Here is a 12,819-nt window from a genome sequence, read left to right as displayed (position 1 = left end):
GGATTGAAATTTTGCTCCACAATCACTATCGAAGTTGCGGTTGTGTCGCACTCCTTGTGAGTGCGTGGATTGAAATATCAGCGTTTAGTCCTGCTTGAATCCGTCCGATGGTCGCACTCCTTGTGAGTGCGTGGATTGAAATCAGCATTTACTCATACATCATACACGACTATCAGTCGCACTCCTTGTGAGTGCGTGGATTGAAATATTTAATAATACAATCAAAATACAATATTAATCGTCGCACTCCTTGTGAGTGCGTGGATTGAAATAATATGAAATTATTCGCAACTAGCTTGAATTTTGTCGCACTCCTTGTGAGTGCGTGGATTGAAATCGTGTTGGTCAATCAATCGGTATTGGAACGAGTCGTCGCACTCCTTGTGAGTGCGTGGATTGAAATTATAAAAAATTGTTTATACTGCTGCTGAATTACTGTCGCACTCCTTGTGAGTGCGTGGATTGAAATTTGACCGCCTGTTGCAACGCATCGCGCAGTACGCCGTTAATGAAAGGGTACCTGTGCACGGCACTTTTCCTGCATGTGAAGTGAATAATAGTGAATAGTTGGAATTGTTTGATACACAGGTACCTAAATCAACGCGTCAGAAGCTTGAGGCTGCGCTTCGCTATGCACAACAACAAGAAGAAAAGAATGGAACTAACCGGTTCAAGAAATTAATGGGCCAGCATATTGTGTTCATCGTGGATGAATGCCACCGAGCTTTGAGTTCTGAAGGAATGGAAGTCATCAAAGGGTTCTTCCCAAAATCGACATGGTTCGGTTTTACGGGAACACCTATTTTCAACGAGAACAAGAAACAAGCAAAAGGGCAGCTTGCACGGACGACACGTGACCAGTACGGAGACCTTCTTCACAGCTATACGATCAAGAACGCGTTAGAAGACGGTTCAGTTCTTGGCTTCCAAGTCGAACATGAGAGCACAATCGAATCCACATCTCTTTATAATCATATCTTTACGCAACTCCGTTCAACTGAATCGTCTGCACACCTGACAGATGAACAGTTGAACACAAAGATTGATGAAATGGATGACGTGGAGAAAGAATCCTACATAGCGACTAGCGTCTATGAAAGTGATGACCATATTCAAAAAGTGATTCATAAGATATTACGTCCAGACAACGCCTATACAAAGTTTGATTTCTTAAATGGTCGACCGCAGAAGTCAGCTATCTTGACGACGAGCTCGATTGATATGGCAAAGCGCTATTATCATGCCATCAAAGCAATGACGAAGGATCCAGACTGGATGGAAAATGAATTTGCAGGCCAACCAATTCGAAAAGGTCGCACAATCGACGATCCAGATTTTCCACGAGTTGCTATCACGTATTCGCTTCAAGAAAATGAAGAACATGCAAAAGAGAATCAAGATGAGATGCGTCAAATCATCAAAGACTACAACAGCTATTACGGGACGGCGTGGTCACTGGAAGATATCGAACGGTATAACGGGGATATCAACAATCGACTGGCTCGAAAGCGCGCAGAGTTCAAGCAGTTTGGCAAACAAGTGGACCTTGTCATTGTTGTAGATCGATTGCTGACCGGATTCGATGCACCAACTGTACAGACGTTGTTTGTGGACCGGAACTTAAGTTACGCGAACTTGATCCAGGCCTTTTCTCGAACGAATCGTACGTTTCCTGGGAAAACGAAAGGACTCATTGTTACATTCCGTAAACCGGCGACAATGGAGAAGAATGTAGAGGATGCAACGAGACTCTACTCGAACGAAAACACCGAAACTGGACTCGTATATCCGACATATGATGAGTCGTTGAAGCGCTTCAAGAAAGCACACAAAGCGTTCAAGGCTATTCTGGAGAAGACACCGGATATCAATGAACATTCGCCGATTGAGGACCGCATTGATTATGTGGTCGCGTTTCAAGAGCTCAACAATTCCTTTGAAGCGCTCGTCACGTATGATGATTACAATGATGCCATCGCCACCTCAAAAACTTTGCAAGAGCAAGTGCAGGTTATTGCAGAGACAGCGGGCGTCTATAACACAGTTAAGGGATCTTTAGTGGAGGAGAAACCACCGATTGACGGGGATCCAGGCGAAGGCATTGTACCGGATTTCTCAGAAATCGAGTTCTTTTCCGGAAACGCTATCAAACTCTACGATATCGATTCTACTTATATCGATAAACTATTGGGTGACTACTCGGCGAATAATCAGGACGTCCGTTTAGAGATTGAGAAAGCACTTCAGAAATTGAAGAAATCCGATGTGGTGAAAGCTGTATACAATGAGATATTGAATGCCATTGATGCGAAAGAAGTAGATCCTTCTGAAGACATCTTTAGTCTGAAACGTCGGTTCTTCACGCAAGCCTATGACCAAGCCATCCGAGAGTTTAGAAATACGTGGTTTGTAAGTGAAAGCGAACTTCATGCATCTGCAGTACAGTATCAAATAGGAGCCGACCCAATACCGAATATCGGTGGAATCATCGATAGTAAAGACTTCAGCAAATATAAAGAAATCCATCCGGGCGCTATCCCATTTAAATATGGACCACAGTTAAAACGCGAGTGGCGCACTACATTAGATGAGGTTCTTGTTTCGTTGGATGCAGAATTGAGATAGGTTGAGAATATATTAACTTGAGGAGCCAATGAACCGGCTCCTTTTTTTATTTGAAAAAAATAATATATAGAAGAAGCTTGAGCCGGAATGGCTTTTTTTTTAGCTCCTAAATAGAAATTTTATATACTAAAATATGCCATTAATATAATATAAGAGTAATAGGGAATTCCGGAGGTCAGTTATGAAGTATTTAGATAGTTTCTTTACGCCCAATTACTATATAACTCTTTTCTTAAGTGGATTTATAGGAATATTTATTTATGCAGCTAAAGCTGGAGATGCTTTTGTCGATCAAAATAAGTTTTATTATATAGCAACAGGTTTTCCAATATGGTTTTTAATTCGCTATATCTATTGGAAGTTAAGAGATACAAAAGACATTCAATCAATAGATTTTAAGAGTTTAGAATCAGCTGGTAAATTTACAGAAACAAACACTATTAAAAAAACAAATGTAGATGACCAGCTTTTACAAGAGTTTTATAATACAGACCCAAACATAGTTAATAAAGTTGTCGACAGAATATTAGAGGATATAAAAGAAGATAAGCTTGATAGAACAAATTCGTCTAGAAGGATTCTAAATCGAAAATCTTTAGAAACACTTAATGAGAAGAATCGTATGAAAGCTTTTGAAATCTTTTCTAGCTCAGCAAATACATTTGAGGAGTTTCAAGAACTATATGAAGCATTTAAATGGGTGCCTGAAAAAAATATCCAATCTGAGATAGTTGTTTTAAGAAATATATTATGGCCGAATAAAACACAACTAAGAAATACTGAAACAAAAAATAATCAAAAGCAAGAAGATTCACTAGGGGCAAAACCCAGACCCGATCTAAACTCTAGAGCAGTTACAGAATCTTCTCCGAAAACCGTAGTGAGTATAGATTCTTCTAACACCATGAATGTTATGAAAGTAGTTCCTACTACTAGCCTTCATCAAAGTATAAGAGACGTTTGTCATCGTCGTGGTATTATTTCTGTTTATCATTTTACAGCTATACGCAATCTAAAAGGTATTATGAAAAAAGGAGTTCTATCTAACTTAGAAATAAAGCAAAGTGGTATTTATCATCTTGTCACAGATGTTAATCGTAATGATGGTATTTTAGATGGGACATGTTGGTCTATTAGTCATCCGAACAGCTATTACTTTAAAAGGGTACAAGAGAAATTTCCCGACGAAAAGTGGTGCTTACTTGAAGTGCCAGCAGAAATACTTTGGTCTAAAAACTGTATATTTAATCAAACAAACGCGGCTAATAAAAATCAATCATCAAAAACGATTTCAGAAAGAGCTACAGCTGAAGCATTCGAAAGTTTATTTAATTCCACTATATTAGGTAAAGATAATGCAATCCGTATTAGAAAAGATAATGAATTAAGATGTAATCCAACCGATATTCAAGCTGAAGTGATTATTAGAGATAAAGTTGAGCCAGAGATGATAAAGAAAATACATGTGTATGATTTTGAAGATGTAAAATTAGTTTGCAATGAAATCGTTACTGAGAATGTAAGTGTTCAAATAACCAAAAAGCTTTTTCAACATAGAATTTAGGAGGAATTTGATGGCGAGTAGACCAATCTTTGTAGTCTATACAGATGGAGTTAGAGAGGAAGGCGTCGAATTCAACTGGTTTCCTGGATTTTCTATAAGTCAGAAACAAAAATCGATAGAGTCATTACATCAAAATTACTTAGTTGAAAATCCCGACTCGAAGATTTTAGAGATATCTTCAAAAAGTATTGACCCACTTGGTATGCAATTGAGTGCATTTAATCTTAAAATCCAACATAATCAACAAAAAATACCTGTAGAAAATATATTTCAAAGCTCTAAGGTGTTCGAAAAAGGTGGGCCTTATATGGATTTGCTATTAGCACCTCCACGAGAAGCTAAAACAGATGCTCGCTTAAAAGGATCTGGAGAGTTAATAAAATTTGATTTTCTAGAAGAGTGGCCATTAAAACCTAAAACTTTATTTTATGATTGGATATATTTAAAAGCTCTTTCAGAGAATCATCACTTATCTATGGAACTCATCAAATATGACGCTTTTACTGACATCGAATATAACCCATCTAAATCTTTCAATTGTCAGGCAAGATCAGCAGCTTTATTTGTGTATTTACATAACCATAATCTGCTTCACAAAGTTCTTGAAGATTCAAATTATTTAAAAATAAGGCTAGATGGCATATATGGAAAAAACGAGATGATTGAAACTCAACAACAGAATCTTTTTGAGGAGGAATCTTAATGGCTGGCCAAATCAACTATTATCATCTTCTAAATATATCGCCCTCATCAACAAAGGACGAAATATACAAAGCATATCAAGATAGAATGAGTACAACACATTCACCTTTAGAAAAAAAGTTGATTGAAAAGGCTTATGAGGTACTTTCAAACTCGAAGAGAAAAGAAGAGTATGATCAATTATTCCAATCAGAAACACAACAACAATTAAATGAGAACAAAAATGTAGTTGTAAGAAAAACTACAACTTCGTCTGCACCTTTTGATAGTGGCATCAGAAAAACTACCTGGAGGCATAAACTATTTTTTCCTTTATTAAGCATAGTAATCTTGTTTGTCATTGCGATAGTCATGTTGCTAAATGAAAATAATACAATAGTGAATGATTATAATAGTTTGGTTGATACTTATGAAAATAGTGATGTCCTGCAAGAGCAGATTACTCAGCAACGAGAAAACTTAGAAGAGCTACTCACTCAAAACAATGATTTAAAAGCAAAAATTGAGGTGTTAGAAAGCGAAAAGGGAACTACTAATTCATCTGAATACTTATCATTACAAATAGAATACGATACTTTATTAGAAAATGTCGCTGCACTTGAAGATGAGAATGAAGAGTTGGCGAGTTTCAATCAAGAATTAATTAATAGATTAGAGAATGATTCAACTTCTTTAATTGCTAATGACAACCCTACAGTATCAAGCAGTAGCACGACTTTTGGACTTGGATCTACTAAAGATGAAGTGAAAGCTATTATGGGGACGCCAGATGGTATAACTATCGGTGGGAATTGGTGGAACTATGGAATTTCTTATATTACATTTGATTATCATACAGGACTCGTAGATGGCTGGCAAAATAATGGAGAGTTAAAAGTTGAGTAAAACTGATTATGTGGAATTTATTTTGAATAGAGGAGAATACAATGAAAAAACTAGTAGCATTACTCGCAGCGAGCCTTTTAGTTTTAGGTGCATGTGGGAATGAAGAAACAGCACCAGCCGAGGAAATAGAGAATCAAGCCTCTACCGAAACAGTAGATACAGAAGAGACTGAGTCTGAAGAAGGTGGCGTCAACGTCGATAAAGGACTATTTAATGTAGAAGTAACCTTGCCAGCGAGCTTCTTTGAAGGTGAAGATCTCGCAGAAGTAGTTGCCAATGCAGAAGCAGATGGAATCGGTGAAGCAACTGCCAATGACGATGGTTCTGTTACGTACAAAATGTCTAAGAGCAAACATAAAGAAATGATGGAAGAAATGGCAGCAAGTGTGGAAGAGACTAAAACAGACTTAGTTGAATCGGGTGACTTCCCATCAATTAAGGGAGTAGAAACGAATAAAGATTATAGTCACTTCACACTGAGTGTAGACCGTGAAGCTTTCGAGAACAGCTTTGATGGGTTTGCGACCATGAGTGTTGGAATGGTCGGTACACTATACCAACTTTTCAGTGGCGTTCAGTCAGATGATTTAGAAGTGCTTATTGAAGTGAAGGATGTGGATACTGACGAGGTTATCAGCTCTGTTGTGTATCCGGAAGCTTTAGAGGATATGGGAGAAGAATAAGTAGTGGTAGCAAAAACTGTGTTGATTTAGAGGAGTCAATTCTCTTCTAATTGATACAGTTTTTTAATTTCAAAAAGAGCCTTTTGGAAACAAGAGAGATATTTATAGTGATGAAACTCTGATAAACTAAGATTAAAAACATGGTGGGGATTCGATGAAGAATACAAGATTTTATGACATTAGTTGTGTGATTTTAGTTATTCTTACATTAGGTTTAGGGAGCATTTTGGCATACGTCTATTTGATGGATAAATATTATTCACCCAAACTTCAAAAATTGGCTGTTCGATTTGGGAACATTTATTCATCTTTATTCTTGGGTCTTATACTTACTTTTTTAATTTCTTCTGAATTCATGCTAGTTTTATGGATGATTGCAATGATGGGTGTCTATATTTATTCTATTGTTCAAATACTAGTAGTTATTATTGATGTACCTAAAGAAATAAAGCCAAAAGAGTTGGTCGAAAATATTCGTCCAAATAAACCATTGTTTATTATTCATGAAAAAATCAAAGAGCTTGAGAGGAAAAACTTTAATTTACAAGATCAGAATTTATACCTTCAGAAACAATTAAATTCTAAAGAGACCACTTCACAACATCCCCATAAACAAGAGGATGAATATAGAAAGCTGCTACTTAAGCATAATGAGTTAGTAAAAAGGTTTGAGGATTTACAAAATGGTATTATAGAACGTCATGATCAGAGAGTAGAACAATGGAAATTAGATAACGAAAGAGAGCTTGAAGATGCGAAATTAAATGACAGTAGTTTTCTAAGGGATATGGGTTATCAGATTACAGGTACTAGTAGAGAACAAAGGTGGAGAGTGTTACAAAGAGCTGTTGCTAAGCATGGTTTAAAGAAGGTTGTTCGAATCATAGATGGCAATATTGCCTTAAGGGTTCGACAAACTAATGGGAGAAGTAAATATTCGTATGCTATTGCCGAGTGGAATCATGACTTAGGACGATTAAAACGAACATATTATAAAGGGGAGTTTAACTGGCCATCTATGAAGTGAATTTAAAATAACATTCAGTTTAGGAGCCAAATTCAGGCTCCTTTTTGAATGCAAAAAATGACCCACCTTGGTCCGCATTGTAAAGAGGCGTGGTGGGTTCTGTTACTAACTAGTATACACAAATTTAGCTTTTTTGTTTAGCTCGCATTACTTTGTCTATAATTCACTAAATACTGCCAAGTTTTGAAAACATGTTCCTCAGAGAACAATTTCTTTTTTCTATCATTCCAAGCTAAAACTTCTTGATAAACCGAACTGAAATTTTCTGCCTGCTCAGGGTTCTCTTTCATAATCCAATGGACAGTAGATAACATTTCCATACCATAAGGTGTTTCAAACCCACGTATCAATGAGCTCACTTGATTTAAATGGTGTTTAGTATCTGGATAACTTTTTAAGAATTAATGAGCTTTCGTAATAGACTCTTCAATTGAAATATTTATATACTATGATTAAACTACGATTTTTTTTAAAAGTCACAAAAAGAAGAGAACAACTAATTATCAAATCAAAAAAGAAGCCAGCAGGGAAACTGGCTTCTTTTGATAACTTTATTATAGATCGCGATCTGTACGGTCACGGTCTGTTAGATCCGTATCACGTAATTGGTTTGTAGAATCGTGAATATCTACTTCTTCACGGCGAACCGTTTCAGAAACGGTTTCCGTATCCATCACTTTCTTTTTACCGATGACGATCTCTTCAGCGACAACATCTTTCTTTGTCACTTCGACGTGTTCTTCCGTCACTGGAATGTGAATGCGTCCTTCTTCTTCGTAAGCATGAGTCGACCCTTCACCGAAGTTACCTTCTGAATGGACAGAAGACTCCTGGTTGACTGGACGTCTTTCGATATAGACTTCTTCGCGCTCAACAGGGACTTCTACAGTCTGAGTGTCTTCTACGACATGCTTCTCTACATCGATTTCACCAGTTTGAACGCGTTGTTTATCGACATGAAGTTGTTCTTCATGAAGTTCTAAGCGTTCTTCTTCCGTACCTTCATGAGTAGATTCGAATGTATTACCTGTATCATATGAACCCACACTTCCAGTGAAGTGATTTCCGTAATCTTTATCTACATATAATAGATATTTTCCGGCTTCAAGTTCGCTCGAATAGCGTGTGCGTTCTTCATCTGACAATCCCATGTTCGTAAAATGTTGATCTCGAATAAGATCTTCACCTGTTAGAGAGGCTTTGAAACGATCCCACCAAGAGCTCTCTTCGTTTGTGTTGTAATCAGAAGAGCCACGGTACATAGAATATTGATTGTCTCTGTTTGAAACGATATACATATCTTCCTCCGTATACCCTTCTGCTCGTAAGCGATCCATTTCCGCTTGGATTTCAGTTTCCGTATCATAGATTCCATATAGCTTGTTGTCTCGATTTTCCATTTTACATCCTCCTCGTTCTTTTCGTAATTAAGTTGATTCTATATAGGAAATACCTTATTTAAAACAAGAATAAACTTAAATTGATTTATAAAATTTGTAATATTTGTAATGATTGAATAGTCAATCATAATTTTATATGTAGGTATTAGTTAGAAATGAGTTGAAAAAATATCTATCTATATTCAATGTATAGCGTAGCTTCTTATTTTAAAGGTCTCATCACAAACGCTAATAATAGAGAGGATTTGCTATGAATTCTCTATTTCTCTCTTGATAAGTAATCTATTTTTGCGACCTCATAATTTTTAATCAATTTATGTTATTCACGATAATCCCACTTATAATTAGAAGAAAGATCAGAGACAGTAAATTTCCTAATTCCCCTAACTCCGATTGTGAGACTTTACATCGTGTTTATCTGTGGTATAGGAATCTTCATTATAGATAATTACTTCTTCTTCGGTTAGCTTCAATTTAGTTTTATTACACAGTTCAGTGGGTATAACCTATATAGGAAAATCAAACAGTTTTTCCTATAACAAAACAGAGGAGGGAACTCTATTGTTCAATGAATATTATGTAAGAGACATGTTATCATCTCTACCTGACCTACTTCTCGCATTGCTTGTATTATTAATCGGATTTATTATCGCGAAAGTTGTTGAGAAAGTAGTCTTCAAAGGTCTTCGTAAACTAAACCTCAATGAACGTCTAGGTAACACACGCTCTAAATGGTCAGTCGAAAAGATTATTAGTAAGGTAGTATTTTTCATCTTGCTCATCCTTGCATTCGTTCTATTCTTTAACATACTTAACCTCGACACATTCGCAGCTCCGTTTGCGAACATGTATGACACATTGACAGGCGCTTTCTTAAACATTTTAAAAGCTGGTTTGATATTACTAGTTGCTTGGGGACTGGCTACCTTAGTTAAAAAAGGCATCCAAATGCTGGGCAACAAAGTCGATTTCAACAAACTTGGTCAAAAGACTGGCATGTCAGCTACTGGTGAACAGAAAACGAAGTGGACAGACACGGTTGCCAACGTTTCTTACTACTTAATTTTCCTTCTTTTCTTACCCGCTGTATTAAATGCATTAGGAATTGATGGCTTAAGCGGTCCATTTGAAGACATGTTATCTAGCTTCATTAATTTCATTCCTAAACTGGTCTCTGCAGCTATCGTATTTGCTATAGGGTATTTCATCGCGAAATTAGTTCGCAATCTAGTAGAGAAATTCTTACATGCTGTTGGAATTGACAAATTTACGGACAAAATGAATTTGAAAAATAATTCAACAACTACACCAACAAATACGACTTCAAATACAAGCCTTTCTAAAATTGCTGGATTGATTGCGTTTATCTTGATTTTAATCCCAATTACGATCACAGCTTTAGAAATTCTTGACCTTGATGGTATTTCACAACCAGCCGTTGCAATGTTAAATGACATCATGGCCATGATTCCACAAATCATCGTTGCTATTGTATTGGTACTTGTAGGTATCTACGTAGCGAAATTTGTGAAAGATTTTGTGGTCAACTTATTAAATGGATTTGGTATCAACAATTTAGCTTCAAAAATTGGTCTAAACAAAACGAATTCTTCTAACTTTGATTTAGCTTCAATCATCGGAACAGTTGTTCAAGTATTAATTGTTCTTCTGTTTGTAATGGAAGCACTACAACTTGTCAACCTAGACTTCATGGTATCACTAGGTAGTGCAGTATTTGCTTACCTTCCTATGGTAGTCGCTGCATTAGTTATTCTGGCGGTAGGTTTCTGGCTAGCTAACTTAGCTGAGAAACTCGTAGGTAGCTTGATGAAAGATGCATCAGGTTCTCCACACTTCTTACGCTTAGTAGCTAAATATGCAATCCTCGGATTTGCTTTCTTTATGGCACTTAGCCAATTAGGAATTGCACCTGGAATCATCCAGTCGGCGTTTATCTTAATCCTTGGTGGAGTTGCCCTTGCATTTGGTTTAGCATTTGGTTTAGGTGGACGTGAACACGCTTCTCGCTATCTAGATCGTATGGAAAAATCAATTGATGAGGCTGAAGTAGACAAAGAAAACTACGAACAGCAAAAGGAACAAATGAAACAAGATGCGAAGGATGATATGAAATCTACTCAAGAGGAAGAACGCTATATGCATGGAACTTCTGCACATGCAGATGATACGCTTGCACAAGACGTTCCTCAAGACACTGGCTTTAATCATCTTCAATCCAATGATTTTAATACAGATAATGGATCCACTTACGATTACCGTACAGAGGATGATAAAAAGAACTTCTGATTGAAATCATATGACGCACACTTTATCAACCTGGCTTCTACTGGCCAGGTTGATTTTTTATTCCTACTATATCTACCTGGTTTTTAAAAAAGTGTTCTGGATTGTCTCATGAATCATTATGGGTTTTTGTGGGAGTGAAATTCTGTCAATAATTCTCATACTATGAGAGAGGAATAGAACAATTCAATTTTTAAGATTCTAAGTAGCGATAACCATCCTTATCGCTACTTAGAAGTGGTATAATTTAGTAAGGAAATCCCTTTTTATATCCATCCATATTCTCCCTTAATCTGTTAATGTGATTCATTGGATGGCCACTCGGATGATGCACTTTAGATGACATGCGAAGATCTGATCCATCCGGGATGCAAACAAAAAAGGTCTTGGCATAGCCAGACATTTGCGTACGATCAAACTTGTGTAAGTGAGAGCAACCTCTTGTTAGGTGACAGGGTCTATTATAATAGAAGAAACTCAAATGAAGATGGAGAATGGAGGTTTACCATGCACGAGATCCAACGGGGCGCCAGCGCCCTGACGACCGACCTACAGGAACTTCATACGTTAGCGGAGACGCACCTGACCAACTCGAAGGCGGTCAACACCAAGAAAGCCTATGGAACAGATTGGCGCCTATTCGTCCAGTGGTGTCAGGACCATTCCCTCGAATCGCTCCCAGCATCGGAAGAGACGATTGTCTACTACCTCACGTTCCTCAGCCAGACGAGCAAGGCCTCGACCATCAAGCGAAAGATGACGGCCATCTCGCAGCGTCATGAGACCGCGAATTATGCGAGCCCGACCAAGACGCCTCTGGTCCAGGGGGTCTGGAACGGGATCCAGCGGACGATCGGCGTGAAAGAGGTCGGCAAGGACGCGCTATGGCTACACGACCTCCGTCAACTGGTACACGTACTTCCTTCTTCGCGCATCGGCATCCGAGATCATGCGCTCCTCGTCATCGGCTGGGCGGGCGCCTTCCGTCGGAGTGAATTGGTGGCGCTGGATGTGGAAGATATCCAGTTTACGCAAGACGGGTTGATCATCCAGATCGGAAAAAGTAAGACGGACCAGACAGGGGGCGGCCAGGAAGTGGCCCTTCCCTATGGGAGCAATCCGCTCACGTGTCCCGTTCGGAGTCTACAAGAATGGCTAATGGAGGCCGACATCACAGAGGGGCCGGTCTTCCGACGTATCGATCGGCACGGGAACCTATATGACCGGTTGACCGCCCAATCCGTTCGATTGATCGTCCAGAAGTATTGTAAAGAGGTGGGGCTTCACTTTGAAGCCTTCGGTGCGCACAGTCTACGAAGTGGGTTCTGTTCGTCGGCGGCGAAGGCAGGAAAGACGGAACATCAGATCATGAAACAGACCCGACATAAACAATCGTCTTCCCTCCAACGGTACATTAAACTTGGGACCATTTTTGAGGATAACGTAGCTAGTGGTATTGGACTGTAGATAATTAGCAAATTAAGTTAAGAATGAAGTTCAGAGTCTCAACTAAATAAAGAAAAACAACAGGGAATCAATTCCCTGTTGTTCCTTTTTTAAAAGATAAGAAAGTATATAATTTTTGATGCCATGAGCCCAGTGTTCATGGTATTTTGATTTTATGGAGAC

Annotated in this window: 8 protein-coding genes, 1 pseudogene and 1 CRISPR repeat array; of the genes and pseudogenes, 8 read left to right on the top strand and 1 reads right to left on the bottom strand. The window is 38.1% G+C overall.

What is annotated here, in order from left to right; genetic code table 11:
- Positions 1 to 44: 44 nt before the first annotated feature.
- Positions 45 to 469: direct repeats of the CRISPR family, unit length 32 nt; unit sequence GTCGCACTCCTTGTGAGTGCGTGGATTGAAAT.
- A 128-nt stretch (positions 470 to 597) separates the two neighbouring features.
- The 6 genes and pseudogenes from AB5N96_RS13225 to AB5N96_RS13200 form a co-directional block, all read left to right on the top strand.
- Positions 598 to 2,625, top strand: a pseudogene (locus AB5N96_RS13225) (type I restriction endonuclease subunit R, EcoR124 family); the annotation flags it as partial.
- 181 nt (positions 2,626 to 2,806) lie between these two features.
- On the top strand, positions 2,807 to 4,189 hold the full coding sequence (locus tag AB5N96_RS13220) for a DarT ssDNA thymidine ADP-ribosyltransferase family protein (RefSeq protein ID WP_499705738.1): 1,383 nt from the start codon (positions 2,807 to 2,809) through the stop codon (positions 4,187 to 4,189).
- Between the two features lie 10 nt (positions 4,190 to 4,199).
- Complete coding sequence (locus AB5N96_RS13215) at positions 4,200 to 4,892, top strand: DarT1-associated NADAR antitoxin family protein (protein WP_204590453.1); 693 nt, start codon at positions 4,200 to 4,202, stop codon at positions 4,890 to 4,892.
- Positions 4,892 to 5,776, top strand: a complete 885-nt coding sequence (locus AB5N96_RS13210) for a DnaJ domain-containing protein (protein WP_204590454.1) — start codon at positions 4,892 to 4,894, stop codon at positions 5,774 to 5,776. Before AB5N96_RS13215 ends, AB5N96_RS13210 begins: the two co-directional genes overlap by 1 nt.
- A 41-nt stretch (positions 5,777 to 5,817) precedes the next feature.
- Positions 5,818 to 6,459: a hypothetical protein gene (locus tag AB5N96_RS13205; protein ID WP_204590455.1), complete on the top strand. Its 642-nt coding sequence runs from the start codon at positions 5,818 to 5,820 to the stop codon at positions 6,457 to 6,459.
- A 154-nt stretch (positions 6,460 to 6,613) separates the two neighbouring features.
- Positions 6,614 to 7,486, top strand: a complete 873-nt coding sequence (locus AB5N96_RS13200) for a hypothetical protein (RefSeq protein WP_499705737.1) — start codon at positions 6,614 to 6,616, stop codon at positions 7,484 to 7,486.
- Positions 7,487 to 8,040: 554 nt separating this feature from the next.
- Here the strand turns inward: AB5N96_RS13200 and AB5N96_RS13195 are convergent.
- Entirely contained in the window at positions 8,041 to 8,886 is an 846-nt protein-coding gene (locus AB5N96_RS13195; protein WP_342526654.1) for a DUF2382 domain-containing protein, read from the bottom strand.
- A gap of 561 nt (positions 8,887 to 9,447) precedes the next feature.
- Here AB5N96_RS13195 and AB5N96_RS13190 point away from each other — a divergent pair.
- Both AB5N96_RS13190 and AB5N96_RS13185 read left to right on the top strand, forming a co-directional pair.
- The gene (locus tag AB5N96_RS13190) at positions 9,448 to 11,193 is read left to right on the top strand and encodes a mechanosensitive ion channel (protein ID WP_239584912.1); all 1,746 of its coding nucleotides are present in this window, start codon (positions 9,448 to 9,450) and stop codon (positions 11,191 to 11,193) included.
- A gap of 504 nt (positions 11,194 to 11,697) precedes the next feature.
- A complete protein-coding gene (locus AB5N96_RS13185) occupies positions 11,698 to 12,657 on the top strand; it encodes a tyrosine-type recombinase/integrase (RefSeq protein ID WP_499705736.1) in 960 nt (319 codons plus the stop codon).
- Positions 12,658 to 12,819: the final 162 nt, after the last annotated feature.

The sequence above is a fragment of the Chryseomicrobium imtechense genome, from assembly GCF_041475995.1.
Lineage (GTDB): Bacteria > Bacillota > Bacilli > Bacillales_A > Planococcaceae > Chryseomicrobium > Chryseomicrobium aureum.
This window is presented reverse-complemented; position numbering and strand designations above follow the sequence as displayed.

Bases quoted from the DNA above. Each gene is read 5' to 3' on its own strand.
- AB5N96_RS13220 (WP_499705738.1), top strand. From the start codon at position 2,807: ATGAAGTATTTAGATAGTTTCTTTACGCCCAATTACTATATAACTCTT.
- AB5N96_RS13215 (WP_204590453.1), top strand. From the start codon at position 4,200: ATGGCGAGTAGACCAATCTTTGTAGTCTATACAGATGGAGTTAGAGAG.
- AB5N96_RS13210 (WP_204590454.1), top strand. From the start codon at position 4,892: ATGGCTGGCCAAATCAACTATTATCATCTTCTAAATATATCGCCCTCA.
- AB5N96_RS13205 (WP_204590455.1), top strand. From the start codon at position 5,818: ATGAAAAAACTAGTAGCATTACTCGCAGCGAGCCTTTTAGTTTTAGGT.
- AB5N96_RS13200 (WP_499705737.1), top strand. From the start codon at position 6,614: ATGAAGAATACAAGATTTTATGACATTAGTTGTGTGATTTTAGTTATT.
- AB5N96_RS13195 (WP_342526654.1), bottom strand. From the start codon at position 8,886: ATGGAAAATCGAGACAACAAGCTATATGGAATCTATGATACGGAAACT.
- AB5N96_RS13185 (WP_499705736.1), top strand. From the start codon at position 11,698: ATGCACGAGATCCAACGGGGCGCCAGCGCCCTGACGACCGACCTACAG.